Below are 18,066 nucleotides of genomic sequence, written 5' to 3'. Positions count from 1 at the left end.
GACGCTTATTGCAAGCATGCATAAACCCCAAAAGGAGCATTTCATGAGCTGGATTGTTGCGAACATCAAATGGATCATGCTGGTCGCCGGGGTGCTGACTTGCAGCATGCTGTTTGCCGCCATCGCCCCGCAGGCGGCGTTGCTCAGCACCTTTGGCGTGACCCTGGAAGGTCCGTTGGCAGAAATTATCGTGCGCAGCTGGGGCGTGCTGATTGCGCTGGTGGGCGGCATGTTGATTTACGCCGCCTTCAATCCGCCGACCCGATCTTTGGTGTTAGTGGCGGCCTGCGTTAGCAAGCTGAGCTTTATCGGTCTGATCCTGACCTACGGCCGCGACTTTCTTGGCCATCAAGCCGGGCTGGATATCTTGGTGGATGCGCTGATGATTACGCTGTTTGTCAGCTACTTGATCGGCGTGCGGCGCAGCGCTTAATTAAATAGCCTGAGGTTGAGCACCGGCACGCTCAGCAGCAGGCCTTCGGATGACTAGCCGGACGAGGCCAACAGCACTGGCGCATCATCGTCAGGCCGCTCAGCATAACGGTCGTCCGCGGCCGATTACCGCCGGTGTGCCAAGTGCCAATCAGCTTTGGCTGGTGTCGCTGGTCGCGTCGGGCGCGGGCTGGTCGTTGATCCACTGCCAAAACAACTGATAAGCCACCGCCAGCATCACTGGGCCAATAAACAGGCCGATGATGCCGCTGGCAATCATCCCGCCCAAGGCGCCGATCAGAATCACCGGCATCGGCACCGCCACCCCACGACCCAGCAGCAAGGGCTTGAGCACGTTATCGACCATGCCGGCGAGGACGCTGTAGATGGCAAACCCAATGGTCGCGGCAGTGGCGCCTTCAGTGGCGAACACGAAGCCAAGCACCGGGATGATGATCAGGCTGGCCGGCAACTGCATGATGCCCAGCAGCAACACGCCGAGGGCCAGCAAACCGGCGCCGGGAATGCCCATCACCACAAAACCGGCGCCCACCAGCAACATCTGGATAAAGGCGATACCGACCACGCCCTGGGCGACGGCGCGCACGGTGGCGGTGCACAGCTCGGCGATCTGCGGACCTTTCTCCGGGCCGGAAATGCGTGCCGCGATCAGCTGCGCGCTGTGGCTACCTTTGTCGCCGTAGGCCATGACAATGCCGGCGATAAACAGCGCGAAGATAAACATCAGCAGGCCGACGCTGGCCCCGGCCAGTTTGCCCAGCAGGCTCAGGCTCGGGCCCTTGAGATGCGGGGCCACGGTTTGCAGCAAACCGGTGAGGTCGGTCGACGCTTGCAGCCAGAATCCATGCAGGCTTTTGCCCACCAGCGGCCAACTGGCCACGGAATCAGCCGGCGCCGGGATATGCAAACCACCGCTTTTGACCACTGCAATAGTTTGCTGGATCGATTCGGCCATTGAGTTGCCAAGCAGGTACACCGGCACCAGCAGAATGCCCACGGTGAAAAATATAATCAGCGACGCGGCCCGCGCGTCACTGTTGCCCAGCTTGCGTTTAAGCATGCCGTGCAAGGGATAGAGGGTGATGGCCAAAATAACCGACCACAGCATCAGATTGAGAAAGGGACGGAAGATCTGGAAGCAGGAGATCACCAGGGCGGCAATCAAGCCGGCCCGAATCAGTACATCAAGCAGGCCGCGCGACAGCACCTTCTCAGTTATTTGGGTGGGTAGCATGGGGTCGCTCCTAGCGGTCGTGGGCACGGCGGTGGGGCTGCCGGCGACCGATGGTAGCGTAAAGCGCATGTTTGCGGCAGCTGGTGGAGGGCTTTATGCGCCCGGCCAACGTCGGCGCACAGGTAGGCTGCGGGCTTTGGCTATGTGGCTTGAGGTAGAGCGGCCGGCGAGTGCCGGCCGGAGGTGTTGGTTTACGCTTCAAGTTCCGTCGCCGGACCAAAGAACTCATGGTGGCATTGGTCGCCCGGTACACCGAGGCGCTGCAGGTGACGCTTGATCTGTGCCATAAACGGCTTGGGGCCGAGGTAGTAGGCGTCCAAATCCCGCTGCACCGGCAACCATTGCGCCAGCAATGGCTCGGTCAGCAAACCGCTGGCGCAGTGGCCGTCATGGGCGCGCGGCTCGCTGTAGCAGTAGAAACGCTGCAACTGCGGATGCTTGGCCACCATAGTCTCCAGCCAGTCGCGAAAGGCATGCACACCGCCATGGCGCGCGCAGTGGATAAAGTGAACCTCGCGGCCGCTGCTCAGCGCCTGCTCCAACATTGCCAGCGCCGGGGTGATGCCGACCCCGGCGGTAATTAGCGCCAAAGGTTTACTGGATGGGCGCAGGACAAAATCGCCGGCCGGCGGAAACAGCTGCAGGGTAGCGCCGACGGCCACCTGATCGTGCAGGTAGTTCGACACTCGCCCGCCGGCTTCGCGCTTAACGCTGATGCGGTACTCGTGCTGGTTGGCGGCGGCCGACAGCGAGTAGTTGCGGCGCACTTCTTCGCCGTCCAGTTGCAGGGTTAAGCCAATGTATTGGCCGGGGCTGAAACTCAGTAATGCGCCGCCGTCTTCGGGTACCAGGTAGAAGGAGGTGATTTCTTCGCTTTCGACCTGCTTGCGCGCCACTCGAAACGCTCGCGCGCCGCGCCAGCCGCCAGCGCCTGCGGCATTCTCGGCGTAGACCTGTTCTTCGGCACCGATAAGAATCTCGGCCAGTTGCTGATAGGCCGCCGCCCAGGCGGCAATCACCGAATCGGTGGCAATCTCGGCGCCCAGTACCTCGCGAATCGCCCGCAACAGGCAGGCGCCGACAATCGGATAGTGCTCGGGCAAGATTTGCAGCGACACATGCTTGCTGACGATCTGCCCAACCAGCGGGCCGAGCGCCTCCAGGCGATCAATGTGTTTGGCATACATCAGCACCGCATTGGCCAAGGCCCGCGATTGGGCGCCGCTGGCTTGGTGCGCTTGGTTAAACAGCGGACGGACTTCGGGGTACTCGCTGAGCATGATGGTGTAGAAGTGCGCGGTAAGGGTTTCACCACCCGACTCCAGCAGTGGGACAGTGGCTTTAATCAAGGCGGTTTGTGCGGGGCTGAGCATGGCGGTTTTCCTGAAGAGTAATTGAGCATCTACACTGGGACATATCAGGATTCGTGCCATAAAATAAGTCGTTAAATATCAATTGGTTAGTTTTTTAATGAGTCATTAAGACTATGGCTAAATCGAGTCAATATGACTGCTAAAGGGTGTAAATGACTACTAATCCCCTGCTCGCCACCTTACTGCCACTGGTGGCTGATCTGGCCTGTGAGTTGCCCGAGGCCGAGCGGTATCGGCGTTTGCTCGGTGCCTTGCGCGTCTTGTTGCCCTGCGATGCCACGGCCTTGTTGCGCCTGGATGGCGAGCAATTGGTGCCGGTGGCGGTCGATGGCTTGAGCGCCGACACCCTCGGACGGCGTTTTAAAGTGGTCGAACACCCGCGCTTGCAGACGTTGCTGGGCAGTGCGCAGGCCACCCATTTTGCCGCCGATTGTGAGTTGCCCGACCCCTACGACGGCCTCGTCGAGGGCCATCTGGGACAGCTGGAGGTACATGATTGTCTCGGTTGCGGCCTGTATCTGGATCAGCAGCCGTGGGGTGTATTGACCCTCGATGCACTCAATCCACAGCGCTTCAGTGGCGCCGATCTGGGCACCTTGGAGGCCTTTGCCAGCCTCGCCGCCGCCACGGTTAAAGCCGGCGAGCGGATGCAAAGCCTGGCCCGCCGGGTCGAAACCGAGCATGAGTTGGCGCAGCTCTACAAGCAGGCCGCCGCGCAGTTGCGCCCCCGCGAGATGATTGGCCAGAGCCCGGCGCATAAAGCCCTGCTGGCCGAGATCGGATTGGTCGCCGGCACTGAACTTAACGTGTTGATCAGTGGTGAAACCGGTGTCGGCAAGGAGCTGGTCGCGCACGCCATCCACGCCCAGTCGGCGCGGGCCCAGGCGGCGTTGGTTAGCCTGAATTGCGCCGCACTGCCGGAAACCCTGGTCGAAAGCGAGTTGTTTGGCCATGTGCGCGGTGCATTTTCCGGCGCCCACGCTGACCGCCAAGGCAAGTTCGAGCTGGCCGACGGCGGCACCTTGTTTCTCGATGAGGTCGGTGAGTTGCCCTTGGCGGCGCAGGCCAAGCTCTTGCGAGTGTTGCAGAGCGGCCAGCTGCAACGGGTCGGCTCGGACCGCGAGCATCGAGTCAATGTCCGGGTGTTGGCCGCCAGCAACCGCGATCTGGCCGAGGAGGTGCGCGCCGGGCGCTTGCGTGCCGACCTCTATCACCGTCTTAGCGTGTATCCGTTGCGCGTGCCGCCGCTGCGCGAACGCGGTCGCGACGTGATTTTACTGACCGGCTGTTTTCTCGAAGAGAATCGCCCGCGCCTGGGGTTGCGTAGCCTGCGCTTGGGCGCCGATGCCCAGGCCGCGCTGCTCGGTTACGACTGGCCGGGCAATGTCCGTGAGTTGGAGCACTTGATCGGCCGTGCCTCACTCAAGGCGCTGGCCGCGTGCCGTGAGCGGCCACGAATTCTTACTCTGCAGGCGCACGATCTGGATTTGCCCGGCAGCCAGCCGCCCAATGCAGTGGCCGAAACTAATGCAGAGCCGGCGGCCATGCTTGGCGGCGGCGAACTGCGGGCCGCGCTGGATGTGTATCAGCGCCAGTTCATCGGTGCCTGTCTTGAGCGCCAGCAGGGCAACTGGGCGGCCGCCGCCCGCGAGCTGGGGCTGGACCGCGCCAATCTTAATCGGCTGGCCGTGCGCTTGGGGCTTAAGTAAGGTTGTGTTCTAGTCGCAATTGCCTGCAGCGCTGGCTGGCGGTCTGCGCGTTACGCTGCTGAGTCTGCCTTGCGGCGCTTATACTGCGCCGCCCGGCTTGCGGGTGTGGGTTGTTTCCGTCTTGAGGTCATTGCGTGAGTCATTCTGTCCAGCGGCGCTGGTACCCCATCAGCTTTGCCATTGCCGCCCTGGTGCTATTGCCCTTGAGCGTATTGCTGCTCAGTTGGCAGCAAGTCGATGGTGAGATTTGGGCGCATCTGTGGCAAACCCAGATGCCGCGCCTGCTGGGCAATACCGCCAAGTTGCTGCTCGGAGTGGGTGTTGGCGTGACGCTGCTGGGCGTCAGCCTGGCCTGGCTCACCAGCCTCTGTGAGTTTCCCGGTCGGCGCTGGTTGGACTGGGCGTTGATGCTGCCTTTTGCCATTCCGGCCTATGTGCTGGCCTTTGTGTTTGTCGGCTTATTGGACTTTGCCGGGCCTTTGCAAAGCCTGTTGCGCGACTACTTTGGCAGTGGCTTGAAACTGCCGCGGGTGCGCTCCACGGGCGGGGTAATACTGGTGCTGGTGCTGGTGTTTTATCCCTATGTGTACCTGCTCGCCCGCAGCGCTTTTTTGGCCCAGGGTAAGGGCCTGATGGAAGCGGCGCGGATGCTTGGGCAATCGCCGTGGCAGGCGTTTTGGCGGGTCGCGCTGCCGATGGCACGGCCGGCGATTGGCGCCGGCTTGGCCCTGGCCTTGATGGAGACCCTGGCCGACTTTGGTGCGGTCTCGGTGTTTAACTTCGATACCTTCACCACGGCCATCTACAAGACCTGGTACGGCTTTTACAGCCTGAGCAGCGCCACCCAGTTGGCCAGCTTGCTGCTGTTGGTGGTGGCGCTGCTGGTCTGGGCCGAGCGCGGCGCCCGCGGAGCGGTACGTCCGGCCAATGAGCGGCAGCGCAGTAAGGCCTTGTTTCAGCTGCGCGGTTTAGCGGCCTGGGCGGCCAGTGCCTGGTGCGGTCTGGTGTTTGCCTGCGCCTTTGTCATCCCCGTACTGCAGTTGCTGCTGTGGGTCTGGCAGCGCGGCCGTTTCGACCTGGACGAGCGCTACAGCGGCTTGATTCTGCACAGCCTGACGCTGGCCGGGATGGCCGCCTTGCTCACGGTCAGCGTTGCCTTGTTGTTGGTGTTCGCCCGACGCATGGCGCCGACCCGGCCGATTCACCTGGCGGTGGCGGTGGCCAATCTCGGCTACGCCTTGCCCGGCTCGGTGCTGGCGGTGGCGCTGATGCTGGCCTTCAGTTATTTCGACCGTTGGCTGGTGATGCCGCTCTCGACGCTGTTGGGCGGCGCCGGTAAACCCTTATTGCTGGGCAGCTTGCTGGCCTTGTTACTGGCCTATCTGGTGCGTTTTATCGCCGTCGCCTATGGCCCGCTGGAGAGCAGCCTGGCGCGGATTCGGCCGTCCCTGCCGCAGGCCTCGCGCAGTCTCGGGGTCAGCGGCGTGGCGCTGTTCACCCGGGTGTATTTGCCACTGCTGCTGCCCGGCGTGCTGTCGGCCGCCTTGCTGGTGTTTGTCGATGTGCTCAAGGAGATGCCCGCTACCTTACTGATGCGTCCTTTTGGCTGGGACACGCTGGCGGTGCGGGTGTTTGAAATGACCAGTGAAGGCGAGTGGGCGCGCGCCGCCTTGCCGGCCTTGAGCCTGGTGCTGGTGGGGTTGCTGCCGGTGATAGTGCTGATTCGCCGTTCGGCGCGTCCGCTCGGCTAACTCGCCAGTGCGGGTGTCCAGCCGCCGACTGAGGGGCTACAATGCGCGCGTTTTATTGATGCCCACAGTATTCAGCAGGGTTTCCGACGGTGAGCCGCCGCGCCACAGTACATCAGGCTCATTGGCAGCTTGCCCCGACGAACCTCTGCCCGCCCACAGTAGCTTCATAAGGAAATCCCATGGGACAGCGCACACCACTCTTCGAACAGCACCTAGCCTTGGGCGCCAAGATGGTCGATTTCGGCGGCTGGGACATGCCCTTGCATTACGGCTCGCAAGTCGAGGAGCACCATCAGGTGCGGCGTGACTGTGGGGTGTTCGACGTGTCGCACATGACCGTGGTGGATGTCACCGGCAGTCAGGCCAAGGCTTACCTGCAACACCTGCTGGCCAACGACGTTGAACGCCTGCAAGTGCTCGGCAAGGCGCTGTACAGCGGCATGCTGAATGAGCAGGGCGGGGTGATCGACGACCTGATCGTCTACCTGGCCGTCGAGGGTTACCGGGTGGTGGTGAATGCCTCGACTCGCGACAAAGACATCGCCTGGATGGAAAAACAGACCGCCGGCTTTGACGTGACCCTCAATGAGCGCGCCGAACTGGCGATGCTGGCCATTCAAGGCCCGCAGGCCCGGCTGAAAACCGCCGAACTGGTGAGCCCGGCCCGCGCCGCGCTGATCAGCGGCCTCAAGCCCTTCCAGGGTCTGGCCGACGGCGAGTGGTTTATCGCCCGCACCGGCTATACCGGCGAAGACGGCCTGGAAATCATGCTGCCAGCCGCCGAAGCCGCAGGCTTTCTCACTGAGCTGGTGGGTGCCGGGATCGCCCCGATTGGTCTGGGTGCCCGCGATACCTTGCGTCTGGAAGCTGGCATGAACCTCTACGGTCAGGACATGAACGAAGAGATTTCGCCGCTGGCCGCCAACATGGCCTGGACCATCGCCTGGGAGCCGCAAGCGCGTAACTTCGTCGGCCGTGCGGCGCTGCAAGCCCAGCAGGACGCCGGGGTTGCCGACAAATTGGTCGGCCTGGTGCTGGAAGAGCGCGGTGTGCTGCGCGCCCACCAAGTGGTGCGGATCAACGGCGTGGGCGAAGGCGAAATCACCAGCGGCAGTTTCTCGCCTAGTCTGGGTAAGTCGATCGCGCTGGCCCGCGTACCGGTAGCCACCGGCGAGCGCGCCGAGGTGGAGATCCGCGGCAAGTGGTACCCGGTGCGCGTGGTGCAGCCAAATTTTGTGCGTAACGGCAAGGCCCTAATCTAACAAACTGCCGGCTATCGTCGCGAACGCGACCGATGGCGGCTAGCTGCTAACTTTATGCGGGCACTCAGCTGCCCAGTCAAACTTTGAGGACTCTGAAATGAGCAATATCCCCGCCGATCTGCGTTACGCCGCCAGCCACGAATGGGTTCGCCTGGAAGCCGACGGCACTGTGACCGTGGGCATCTCCGATCACGCGCAAGAAGCCTTGGGCGACGTGGTCTACGTTGAGCTGCCAGAAGTCGGCGCCAGCTTGAACGCGGGCCAGGAAGCCGGGGTGGTGGAGTCGGTAAAAGCCGCCTCGGACATCTACGCGCCGATTTCAGGTGAAGTGCTCGCCGTCAACCAAGTGCTGACCGACAGCCCTGAGCAAGTGAATAGCGACCCTTACGCCAGCTGGTTCTTCAAGCTGCAACCAAGCAACGCCGCCGAGCTGAACAAGCTGCTCGACGCTGCTGCTTACACCGCAGCCTGCAACACCGAAGCCTGATTACCGGTTAATTCCACAAAGCCTCGTCCTTCGGGGCTTTGTGCATTTTGAGAGCATGAATATGTCCCAGTCGCCTAGCCTTGCCCAGCTGCAGCAGTCCGCTGCCTTTTTGCGTCGTCACCTCGGCCCCGATGCCCCCGAGCAGCAGGCCATGCTGGCAACGCTCGGCCTGAGCAGCCGCGCCGAGTTGATCGAGCAAACCGTGCCACCGGCGATTCGTCTGAATCGCGAGCTGGCACTGCCGGCCGCGCTGGACGAGGAGGCGGCACTGGCTAAGTTGCGCGGCTACGCCGAGCAGAACCAGCTGTGGACCAGCCTGATCGGCATGGGCTACCACGGCACCATCACCCCGGCGGTGATCGTGCGTAACGTGCTGATGAGCCCGGGTTGGTACACCGCCTACACGCCGTATCAGCCAGAAATCGCCCAAGGCCGTTTGGAGGCGTTGCTGAACTTTCAGCAGCTGACCATCGACCTGACTGGCTTGGACCTGGCCAGCGCCTCGCTGCTGGACGAAGCCACCGCCGCCGCCGAAGCTATGGCCATGGCCAAGCGCGTGGCTAAGAGCAAGAGCAACCTGTTCTTCGTCGACCAGAACTGCCACCCGCAGACCATCTCGGTGGTGCAGACCCGCGCCGACGCTTTTGGCTTCGACGTGGTGGTGGATGCGGTCGAGAACCTCGCCAGCCATCAGGTGTTTGGCGCCTTGCTGCAGTACCCGGACAGCTTCGGCGAGATCCGCGACCTGCGCCCGATCATCGAACAACTGCATTCCCAACAAGCGCTGGCCTGTGTGTCGGCCGACCTGCTCAGCCTGTTGCTGCTGACCCCGCCGGGTGAGTTGGGTGCCGACATCGTGCTCGGCAGCGCCCAGCGCTTCGGCGTGCCGATGGGCTACGGCGGCCCGCACGCGGCCTTCTTTGCCTGCCGCGACGAGTACAAGCGCGCCATGCCCGGCCGGATCATCGGCGTGTCGAAAGACGCCCGTGGCAACATCGCCTTGCGCATGGCCCTGCAAACCCGCGAGCAACATATCCGCCGCGAGAAGGCCAACTCGAACATCTGCACCGCCCAAGCCCTGCTGGCCAATATCGCCAGTTTCTACGCCGTCTATCACGGCCCGGTCGGTCTGAAGAACATCGCCCTGCGCGTGCAACGCCTGACTGCCTTGCTGGCGGCCGGCCTTGCGCAAAAAGGTGTGCAGCGCCGCAACGTGAATTTCTTCGACACCTTGACCGTCGAAGTGGGTGATCAGCAGGCGGCGATCCTCGCCCGCGCCCATATCCAGTGCATCAACCTGCGCGTGATAGGCCCGCATGCCCTCGGCGTCAGCCTGGACGAGACTTGCAGCGCCGACACAGTGGCCAACCTGTTCGACCTGTTCCTCGGTGAAGACCACGGTCTGGACGTTGCCGCCCTGGACGCCACCGACGTTGCCTCGGGTATCCCGGCCGAGCTGGTGCGCACCTCGACCTACCTGACTCACCCGGTGTTCAACACCCACCACAGCGAAACCGAAATGCTGCGTTACTTGAAGCAGCTGGAGATCAAGGACCTGGCCCTCAACCAGTCGATGATCCCGCTCGGCTCCTGCACCATGAAACTTAACGCCACCAGCGAGATGATCCCGATCACCTGGCCGGAATTCGCCAACCTGCACCCTTTCGTCCCGCTTGAGCAGGCCGAGGGTTATAAGCTGATGATCGACGAGCTGGATGCTTGGCTGCGCGCCATCACCGGTTTCGACGCCATCTGCATGCAGCCCAACTCGGGCGCCCAAGGCGAATACGCCGGCCTGTTGGCGATCCGCAAATACCACGAGAGCCGTGGCGATGCGCACCGCAATATCTGCCTGATCCCGGCTTCGGCCCACGGCACCAACCCTGCCTCGGCGCAGATGGCCAGCATGCGCGTGCAGATCGTCGAGTGCGATGCCCAGGGCAACGTCGATCTCGACGACCTGAAGAAAAAAGCCGCCGAAGCCGGCGAGCAGCTGTCGTGCCTGATGGCGACTTATCCATCGACCCACGGCGTGTACGAGGAAGGCATTCGCGAAATCTGCGAAGTCATCCACGCCCACGGTGGTCAGGTGTATATGGACGGCGCCAACCTCAACGCCCAAGTTGGCCTGACCCGCCCGGCCGACATCGGCGCCGACGTGTCGCACATGAACCTGCACAAGACTTTCTGCATCCCCCACGGCGGTGGCGGTCCAGGCATGGGCCCGATTGGCGTGCGCGCGCATCTGGCACCCTTCGTGGCCGATCACCCGGTGGTCAAGATCGACGGCCCGAATCCCGGCAACGGCGCCGTCAGCGCCGCACCGTGGGGCAGCGCGAGCATCCTGCCGATCAGCTGGATGTACATCGCCATGATGGGCCCGCAACTGGCCGACGCTACCGAAGTGGCGATCCTCAACGCCAACTACCTGAAAGAAAAACTCAGCGCCGCTTACCCGGTGTTGTTCAGCGGCCGCAATGGCCGGGTCGCCCACGAATGCATCATCGACCTGCGTCCACTCAAGGCCGCCACCGGGATCAGCGAAGAAGACGTCGCCAAGCGCCTGATGGACTACGGCTTCCACGCCCCGACCATGTCCTTCCCGGTGGCTGGCACGCTGATGATCGAGCCGACCGAGAGCGAGTCCAAGCATGAGCTGGATCGTTTTATCGAAGCCATGCTGAGCATCCGCGCCGAGATCGCCAAGGTCGAAGCCGGTGAATGGCCGGCCGAGAGCAACCCGCTGAAAGGCGCACCGCACACTCTGGCGGATGTCACCAGCCTGTGGGAGCGGCCGTACAGCATCAGCGAAGCCGTGACTCCGTCGCAGCACACCCGCGACCACAAGTACTGGCCAACGGTAAACCGCGTCGACAACGTCTATGGCGACCGCAACCTGCACTGTGCCTGCGTACCGGTAGACGATTACCGTTAAGCCGCAGAACGCTGGATACAACTAGGCCGCCCTCGGGCGGCCTAGTTGTTTGTGCGGTCTTTTATCCTGCGGTTCTGATCGGGCCGTTATTCAGGCTTGAGTTGCAGGCGCGACAGCAGGCCAAGCAGTAGCACGTTGAACAGGAGCAGCAGCAGGTTGCCGAACAGGCCGAGCAGTTGCACCACCAAGGCCGGCAGCAGGGCTAAAATATCGATCTCGACGAGCGAAAACAGGCGGTCGCTGAACCAGATAAGGTTGATCGCAATCATCAGGATCAGCACGGTTTTCAGCGTGGGAATCGGATTGCCCATGGGGGAACTGTCCTTGTTGGTTGGGTTGCTGTGAGCGCCGAATGGTCGCACAGCTCGGCTCGAGGTGTGCCACGCCCAGCGCACAAATCCGCAGATCAATAGGCGGGCTGGCCTGATTGTTTATGCGGCGCGCTATTTGTGTGGGCACGCGCTACCAGCGATTACGCACTTCTTCGGCAAAGCCGGGCAGGTGGCTGAGTTGCAGTACTTGGCCGTTGTCGAGGCTGACGCGGCCACTGAAATGGCCAAACACCTGGTGCTGTTCGCTGGCAATCAGCAGCAGGTTGAGTTTGCTGCTGCGGTCGACCCGTGGCACAAACTCCAATGCGATGCGGCCGTCGTTGCTGTTGATCCGCCAGGGTTTGGTCCAGTTTTTACGGTCGAAATGAAACTCGACCTGATCGAGTTTGTGCGCCCGCCCGCGATACAGCAGCAAGTTCTCCGAGGCCTGGCTGCGGTCGCTGAAGCCGTAGCCGAAGTTAAGCCCGAACGGCTCGCCATCGACAAAACCCGAGGCTGAGGCCCAGTACCAGGTGTTGCGGTAAGTCCAGACGCCACGGCCCCAGTCGAGCACGCCGAGATCGCGTATCGGGCTGAGCTGATAGTGCTTGCCGGCATAGCGAAAGTCGCCGCTGACCGCCAGGCAGTTGAACTTGCTGTTGTAGTAGAAGGCCTTGCGCTGGCGTGGCCATGAGGTGGCGATGTTTAGCGACTCTTGCCGTGGCGGCAGGCGGAAGTACAGCTCGCCGTCGATGCCTTGACCGTGCGGCCCCGGCATCTTCGGGCTGCTAAAGCGCAGTCGATGCTCGCCGGCAATCCGTTGAATACTCAGGCTGAGTTTGTCGCTGCGAAAGCGAATTTCGCCGCTTTCGGCCGTTTCCGGAAAGTTCTGCCGGCCCAGCGGCAAGGCTTGCAGGGCGTCAACCTGCCAGCTGCGGCCGCTGGCCAAGTCGACAAAGCACAGGGCATAGAGGCCGGCGTAGCCAAGGTTGCTGGCGGTTAAGCAGAAGGCGAATTGCTGCGGCGAAACCACCGCGTAGTAATCCCACTCCTTGATTCGCCAGTTACTGGCCTGTACCTGATTGCGCTGATAGTGCCAGTGAGGCTGACGAGCCCAGCCGGGCTCGGTTAGCGTGCCGTTGCGCTGCAACAGCGGCAGGGGCGCGAGAATTTCGTGCTGCATGGGCTGCCTCTGATTTTTATCCTGGGCATTTCCGGCGGAGCAAACTGCAGCACTCGGGTGGCAGGTGCTGCAGTTTTTCAGTCGACGAGGGCGACCTTTAGCAGCACGCCGTCCTGGCCGATTACGCGGATCTGCGCACCCGCTGGTAGCTCTGGACCGGTCACCAGCCACAGGCTATCGCCGGCCTTGATCTTGCCGCGCCCGCCGACTATGGCTTCGTGCAGGGTAAAGGTGCGGCCTTGCAACTCACTGCCGCGCTGGTTCAGGCCTGGTTGGTCGGAGGGCTTGGCCGCGACCCGTTGGCGTCGCCACCAGAACACCGCGGTCAGAATCGACAGGCTGCCGAACAGCAAAAGCTGCCAGCTCCAGGGTAAGTCGGGGAACAGGTACAGCAGCGCGCCGACCATGGCCGCCGCCAGTCCGGTCCAGAGCAGATAGCCGCCGAAGCCGAACACCTCAAAAATCAGCAGCAGGCTGGCGAGTGCCAACCAGTCCCAGTACGACAGGTGATACAGGTAGTCCCACATGACTCAGCGCCTCTTCGAATGTCTATGCCCGCAGACGGGATGAAGGGTGGGCTTTAGCCCACCGCCCCAGGCATAAGGGAATTGGTGGGCTGAAGCCCACCCTACGTCCGCCCTATCCACCCTGCAACGGTGAGTCGGCGCTTAAACCTTTTTGTCGCCGAAGGTGGCTTTGACGATTTCGCCGATGCCGCCGATCGAACCGATCATCTGGCTGGCTTCCAGGGGTATCAGGATCACCTTGCTGTTATTGGCACTGGCCAGTTTGCCGAGGGCGTCGATGTATTTCTGCGCGACAAAGTAGTTGACCGCCTGCACGTTACCGGCGGCGATGGCGTCGGAGACCATGCGGGTCGCTTCGGCTTCGGCGGCGGCCGCCCGTTCGCGGGCTTCGGCTTGCAGGAAGGCGGCCTGGCGTTCGCCTTCGGCTTCGAGAATCTGCCCCTGCTTCTTGCCTTCGGCGGTCAGAATCGCCGCGGCGCGCAGGCCTTCGGCTTCGAGAATCTGCGCACGTTTGATCCGTTCGGCTTTCATCTGCCCGGACATGGCGGCCATCAAGTCGGCCGGCGGGCTGATGTCTTTGATCTCGATGCGGGTGATCTTGATGCCCCAAGGCGCGGTGGCTTCATCCACGGTCTTCAGCAGTTTCTCGTTGATCGCGTCGCGCTGGCCGAGCATCGCATCCAGCTCCATGGAACCGAGCACGGTACGGATATTGGTCATCACCAGATTGCGGATGGCGTGCTCGAGGTTATTCACCTCATAGGCGGCCTGGGCCGAATTGATGATCTGGAAGAAACAGATGGCATCAATCTGCACCGTGGCGTTGTCGGCGGTGATCACTTCCTGGGGCGGAATATCCAGCACGCTTTCCATCACGTTGAGCTTGCGCCCGATCCGGTCCATCACCGGCACTATGATGTTCAGGCCCGGTTTCAAGGTGTTGGTGTAGCGGCCGAAGCGCTCCACCGTCCACTCGTAGCCTTGCGGCACGACCTTGAAACCCATGAACAGAATGGCCACTGCGAGGCCGACGAAGAGCAACATGACACTGCCGATTTGCATAACGATTCCTTGTATTGCTGGGGGAGGGATTAACTAAACAGTTTGTTTAGTCGGGTTCTGGACTGAGTGTAAACAGCTTCAGGCGATGGGCAATGGCCTTGTTACCTTTGCTTACCTTAGGTGAGCGCTGTGACTTTACTGCGCACCAGCCTCGAGGGGTGTGCTGGCACAGACGCAGTTGCGACCGGCCTGCTTGGCCGCATACAAGCGCCGATCGGCTTCGTTGATCAGCTGTTCGAGTTGTTGCTGTTGTGCGCGTTCGGTTACCCCGAAGCTGCCGCTGAGGCTGGCCTGCTGCTCCCCGGCTTGCAGGGCTATGGCTTGAATTGCCAGGCGCAGCCGCTCTGCCAGTGCTTGGGCGTGGGCCAGGTCGGTTTCCGGCAACAGCAGCAGAAACTCTTCGCCGCCCCAGCGCGTGGTCAGGTCGCCGGTGCGGCAGCTGCGCTCCAGCAGTTTGGCGACGGCTTCCAGGGCCTGATCGCCGAAGTCATGACCGTACTGATCGTTGAGCCGTTTGAAGTGGTCGAGGTCGAGCATGATCAGTGAGAGCGGCCGCTGATTGCGCAGGCTGGTGCTCCACAATGTGGCGGCTTGCTGGTTGAAGCCGCGGCGGTTGAGCAGGCCGGTCAGTGGGTCGTGTTGGGCCAGGCGCTCGGCGTGCAGTTTGTCCGTCTGCTGCTGGCGCACCTTGAGGCTCAACCCGAGGGCCAGCAGGGTGGCCTGGAGAATGATGCCGATCTTCACGGCGCCGTAGTTCCAACCGGTGAATGGTAAGGCGCCCCACACGGTGAGCGTGGTGATTACCGCGCCGAGCATGCCGCAGAGGGTCGCCGCCTGGTAATAGCGCCCCGCCACGCGCCCCTGCCGGAGGGTGATCAAACCCAGCAGGGCCATGCTCACGGTGGCCACCAGGCTGTAGCTGAAGGCCACCAACGCCTCGATTGACTGCTGGCCCAGCAGCAGGCTGATCAGCAGCGCGCCGATGCCGATGGTTGCCAGCGCCTTGAGTAGGCGCAGGGCTTTGGGGGCGTTTTGCGCCAGGTCCAGAAAACTGCTGGCGAAGGCCAGGCCGCTGCTACCGAACAGCACCATGCAGACCAGGATGATGTGGTTCTGCAGCTGTGGATTGTTTGCCCAGACCCAGGCAAAACCATGGCCCGAGTAGGCGAAGTTGAGCAGGGCAAACAGGCTCAGGTAGATCGAGTAATACAGGTAACTGCGGTCACGCAGGCCGATAAACAGCATGCTGTTGTAGACGATCAGCGACAGCAGAAAGCCGTAGATCAGGCCGTAGACGAACTTGTATTCACGATCACGGGCGAGAAAGCCCTGTTTGGACAGCACCTCGATCGGCAGCACCAGCGGGTCGGGGCTCTGCGCGCGCAGGTAGAGCTGGCTGCTGCCGCTGGGGATTTGCAGGGGCACCACGTAGCCAATACCGGGGATCAACTCAGCGGCGCCGGCCAGGGCATCGCCGGATTGCCACTGTTTGAGCAGCTGGCCGTCCTGCAGCAGCGAAAGTTGCAGGGCATCGATCCAGGTGGTGCCGGTGACCACCAGTACCGAGACCGGTGCGTTGCTGGCGTTGAGCAGTTGCAGGTGCAGCCAGGTCGGCCGACTGCCGATGCCAAAATTCAGAACCGGGCTCTGCCCCGGCCGGCCCTGGCCTTGCTGGAAGCGCGCCATGGCCTGCTCAACCGTCAACGGGCCGTCATCTTCTTGCAACACCTGGCTGAGCAGGCCGGCGTGGCCGGCGGGCAGCGCGTCGACCTGCAGTGGCTGCGCCCAAACGCCGCGTGCCAGCCCCAGCAGCAGGCACAGCGTGATCAGGCGTAGGTAGGGGGCGAGTCGTCGCTGCATGCTTATCGGCTCTGCGGTTTTGAGTGGCAACGACCCAAGTCTAACCGGGCAGTGACTCGGCGGTCATGTCTCGCGGCGCGAGCCTGACGCAGCGGTTATTTCTGCTCGCTTTGCGGGGTCACGCGCAGCACTTCTTCGATGGTGGTCAGCCCGGCGGCGACCTTTTGCGCGCCCGACAAACGCAAGCTGCGCATGCCTTCCTTGAAGGCCTGGCGGCGCAAGGCCACCAGGTCGGTGTCGGCGCTGATCAGGCTTTTCATGCCGTCATTGAGCAGCATGATTTCATACACCCCGGCGCGGCCACGGTAGCCGGTGTCGCGGCATTCCAAGCAGCCCACGGCTTGTTGCGCGCCAGTCGGCAGCGGTGCGTTCCAGGGCTTGGTCAGGCTCTGCCAGTCGTCTTCCGCCAGTTCCAGCGGCGCCTTGCAGTGCGGGCACAGGGTGCGCACCAGGCGCTGGGCCATGACCCCGAGCAGGGTGGCTTTGAGCAGGTAATGCGGCACGCCGAGTTCCAGCAGGCGGGTGATGGCGCTCGGCGCATCGTTGGTGTGCAGGGTGGACAGCACCAGGTGGCCGGTCAGCGCCGCCTGGATCGCCATCTCGGCGGTTTCCAGGTCGCGGATTTCGCCGATCATGATGATGTCCGGGTCTTGGCGCATCAGGGCGCGCACGCCGCTGGCGAAGGTCAGGTCGATATTGCTCTGCACCTGCATCTGGTTAAACGCAGGCTCCACCATCTCTATCGGGTCTTCGATGGTGCACAGGTTCACCTCGCTGGTGGCCAGGTGTTTTAGCGTGGTGTAGAGGGTGGTGGTCTTGCCCGAGCCGGTCGGACCGGTGACCAGGATGATGCCATTCGGCTGCTCGGTCATGTGCTGCCAGCGGCGCAGGTCGTCCGGGGAGAAACCCAGCTGATCGAAGCTTTTCAGCAGCACTTCCGGGTCGAAAATCCGCATCACCATCTTCTCGCCGAAGGCGGTGGGCAGGGTCGAGAGACGCAGCTCCACTTCACCGCCATCGGGGATCTTGGTCTTGACCCGGCCGTCCTGGGGTTTGCGCTTCTCGGCGATGTTCATCCGCCCGAGGGATTTCAGCCGGCTGACGATGGCCATGGTCACTTGTGGCGGGAATTGATAGACGTTGTGCAGCACGCCATCGATGCGAAAGCGCACCGTGCCTTGCTCGCGGCGCGGTTCGATATGGATATCGCTGGCCCGCTGCTGAAAGGCGTACTGGAACAGCCAGTCGACGATATTGACGATGTGTGCGTCGTTGGCATCCGGCTCCTGATCGCTGGCGCCGAGCTTGAGCAACTGCTCGAAGTTGCCGAAGTTGCTGAGTTTTTGGTCGGTGCTGTTGGCGCCGGTGACCGATTTGGCCAGGCGGAAAAACTCGATGGTGAAGCGCTGAATGTCGGTCGGGTTGGCCACCACCCGCTTGATCGGGCGCTTGAGCACATGGGCCAGGTTGGCTTCCCAGCCGTGCATAAAAGGTTGGGCGCTGGCGATGGTGACGGCGTCTTTGTCGGCGGCCACGGCGAGAATCTTGTGGCGCTGGGCGAAGGCGTAAGACATCAGCGGGGTGACGGCTGCCACGTCGATTTTCAGCGGGTCGATACGCATATAAGGCTGGCCGGCCAGTTCGGCAAGCCAGACGGTGAGGCTTTCCAGGTCGAGTTTTTTACCGGGACGCAGCAGGTCATCGACTTGCTGGCTGGCGATAAACTCCAGCGGATGCTGCTGATTATTCACCGCGCTGCGGCGAATGTTCAGGCATTGCTCGGCGGTTTCTTGATTGATGCGGCCTTGGCTTACCAACTCGCGCAGCAGGTCGTTGAGATCCAGCAAACGATCCGGGGCGGACGAGGGGTTGGCAGACATAGGGCATCCTTGAGGTGATGTGGTGGTCGACTCGCGTAG

14 protein-coding genes are annotated in these 18,066 nt (G+C 62.4%); 6 read left to right on the top strand and 8 right to left on the bottom strand.

Going from position 1 to position 18,066, the window contains the following annotated elements; translation table 11 throughout:
- Positions 1 to 43 precede the first annotated feature (43 nt).
- A complete protein-coding gene (locus Q8R10_RS19110; protein WP_305655541.1) occupies positions 44 to 433 on the top strand; it encodes a hypothetical protein in 390 nt (129 codons plus the stop codon).
- A gap of 150 nt (positions 434 to 583) precedes the next feature.
- Here Q8R10_RS19110 and Q8R10_RS19105 read toward each other — a convergent pair whose 3' ends face one another.
- Positions 584 to 1,687, bottom strand: coding sequence for an AI-2E family transporter (locus tag Q8R10_RS19105; RefSeq protein WP_305655540.1), 1,104 nt, complete (start codon positions 1,685 to 1,687; stop codon positions 584 to 586).
- 191 nt (positions 1,688 to 1,878) lie between these two features.
- On the bottom strand, positions 1,879 to 3,060 hold the full coding sequence (gene hmpA / locus Q8R10_RS19100) for an NO-inducible flavohemoprotein (protein ID WP_305655539.1): 1,182 nt from the start codon (positions 3,058 to 3,060) through the stop codon (positions 1,879 to 1,881).
- A gap of 152 nt (positions 3,061 to 3,212) precedes the next feature.
- Between hmpA and norR the strand changes: the two genes are divergently transcribed.
- The 5 genes from norR (at position 3,213) to gcvP (ending at position 11,204) form a co-directional block, all read left to right on the top strand.
- On the top strand, positions 3,213 to 4,769 hold the full coding sequence (gene norR, locus Q8R10_RS19095; protein ID WP_305655538.1) for a nitric oxide reductase transcriptional regulator NorR: 1,557 nt from the start codon (positions 3,213 to 3,215) through the stop codon (positions 4,767 to 4,769).
- A gap of 134 nt (positions 4,770 to 4,903) precedes the next feature.
- The gene (locus Q8R10_RS19090; protein ID WP_305655537.1) at positions 4,904 to 6,520 is read left to right on the top strand and encodes an iron ABC transporter permease; all 1,617 of its coding nucleotides are present in this window, start codon (positions 4,904 to 4,906) and stop codon (positions 6,518 to 6,520) included.
- Positions 6,521 to 6,699: 179 nt separating this feature from the next.
- A complete protein-coding gene (gene gcvT, locus Q8R10_RS19085) occupies positions 6,700 to 7,782 on the top strand; it encodes a glycine cleavage system aminomethyltransferase GcvT (protein WP_305655536.1) in 1,083 nt (360 codons plus the stop codon).
- Between the two features lie 97 nt (positions 7,783 to 7,879).
- A complete protein-coding gene (gene gcvH / locus Q8R10_RS19080; RefSeq protein WP_305655535.1) occupies positions 7,880 to 8,269 on the top strand; it encodes a glycine cleavage system protein GcvH in 390 nt (129 codons plus the stop codon).
- Between the two features lie 61 nt (positions 8,270 to 8,330).
- Positions 8,331 to 11,204: an aminomethyl-transferring glycine dehydrogenase gene (gcvP, locus tag Q8R10_RS19075; protein WP_305655534.1), complete on the top strand. Its 2,874-nt coding sequence runs from the start codon at positions 8,331 to 8,333 to the stop codon at positions 11,202 to 11,204.
- Positions 11,205 to 11,290: 86 nt separating this feature from the next.
- Here the strand turns inward: gcvP and Q8R10_RS19070 are convergent, their stop codons facing one another.
- The 6 genes from Q8R10_RS19070 to Q8R10_RS19045 form a co-directional block, all read right to left on the bottom strand.
- Positions 11,291 to 11,515, bottom strand: a complete 225-nt coding sequence (locus Q8R10_RS19070; RefSeq protein WP_305655533.1) for a hypothetical protein — start codon at positions 11,513 to 11,515, stop codon at positions 11,291 to 11,293.
- 151 nt (positions 11,516 to 11,666) lie between these two features.
- Entirely contained in the window at positions 11,667 to 12,698 is a 1,032-nt protein-coding gene (locus Q8R10_RS19065) for a DUF2804 domain-containing protein (protein WP_305655532.1), read from the bottom strand.
- 77 nt (positions 12,699 to 12,775) lie between these two features.
- Positions 12,776 to 13,225: an NfeD family protein gene (locus Q8R10_RS19060; protein WP_305655531.1), complete on the bottom strand. Its 450-nt coding sequence runs from the start codon at positions 13,223 to 13,225 to the stop codon at positions 12,776 to 12,778.
- A gap of 141 nt (positions 13,226 to 13,366) precedes the next feature.
- Positions 13,367 to 14,287 (bottom strand): SPFH domain-containing protein, encoded by a 921-nt coding sequence (locus Q8R10_RS19055; RefSeq protein ID WP_305655530.1) that lies wholly within the window; start codon positions 14,285 to 14,287, stop codon positions 13,367 to 13,369.
- A 135-nt stretch (positions 14,288 to 14,422) separates the two neighbouring features.
- Positions 14,423 to 16,147, bottom strand: a complete 1,725-nt coding sequence (locus Q8R10_RS19050) for a diguanylate cyclase (RefSeq protein ID WP_305655529.1) — start codon at positions 16,145 to 16,147, stop codon at positions 14,423 to 14,425.
- 95 nt (positions 16,148 to 16,242) lie between these two features.
- A complete protein-coding gene (locus tag Q8R10_RS19045) occupies positions 16,243 to 18,027 on the bottom strand; it encodes a GspE/PulE family protein (RefSeq protein WP_305655528.1) in 1,785 nt (594 codons plus the stop codon).
- Positions 18,028 to 18,066: the final 39 nt, after the last annotated feature.

The organism is Pseudomonas sp. (assembly GCF_030698175.1).
Lineage (GTDB): Bacteria > Pseudomonadota > Gammaproteobacteria > Pseudomonadales > Pseudomonadaceae > Aquipseudomonas.
This window is presented reverse-complemented; position numbering and strand designations above follow the sequence as displayed.

Coding starts and splice junctions, on each gene's coding strand:
- Q8R10_RS19110 (WP_305655541.1), top strand. CDS start 44: ATGAGCTGGATTGTTGCGAACATCAAATGGATCATGCTGGTCGCCGGG.
- Q8R10_RS19105 (WP_305655540.1), bottom strand. CDS start 1,687: ATGCTACCCACCCAAATAACTGAGAAGGTGCTGTCGCGCGGCCTGCTT.
- hmpA (WP_305655539.1), bottom strand. CDS start 3,060: ATGCTCAGCCCCGCACAAACCGCCTTGATTAAAGCCACTGTCCCACTG.
- norR (WP_305655538.1), top strand. CDS start 3,213: ATGACTACTAATCCCCTGCTCGCCACCTTACTGCCACTGGTGGCTGAT.
- gcvT (WP_305655536.1), top strand. CDS start 6,700: ATGGGACAGCGCACACCACTCTTCGAACAGCACCTAGCCTTGGGCGCC.
- gcvH (WP_305655535.1), top strand. CDS start 7,880: ATGAGCAATATCCCCGCCGATCTGCGTTACGCCGCCAGCCACGAATGG.
- gcvP (WP_305655534.1), top strand. CDS start 8,331: ATGTCCCAGTCGCCTAGCCTTGCCCAGCTGCAGCAGTCCGCTGCCTTT.
- Q8R10_RS19070 (WP_305655533.1), bottom strand. CDS start 11,515: ATGGGCAATCCGATTCCCACGCTGAAAACCGTGCTGATCCTGATGATT.
- Q8R10_RS19065 (WP_305655532.1), bottom strand. CDS start 12,698: ATGCAGCACGAAATTCTCGCGCCCCTGCCGCTGTTGCAGCGCAACGGC.
- Q8R10_RS19060 (WP_305655531.1), bottom strand. CDS start 13,225: ATGTGGGACTACCTGTATCACCTGTCGTACTGGGACTGGTTGGCACTC.
- Q8R10_RS19055 (WP_305655530.1), bottom strand. CDS start 14,287: ATGCAAATCGGCAGTGTCATGTTGCTCTTCGTCGGCCTCGCAGTGGCC.
- Q8R10_RS19050 (WP_305655529.1), bottom strand. CDS start 16,147: ATGCAGCGACGACTCGCCCCCTACCTACGCCTGATCACGCTGTGCCTG.
- Q8R10_RS19045 (WP_305655528.1), bottom strand. CDS start 18,027: ATGTCTGCCAACCCCTCGTCCGCCCCGGATCGTTTGCTGGATCTCAAC.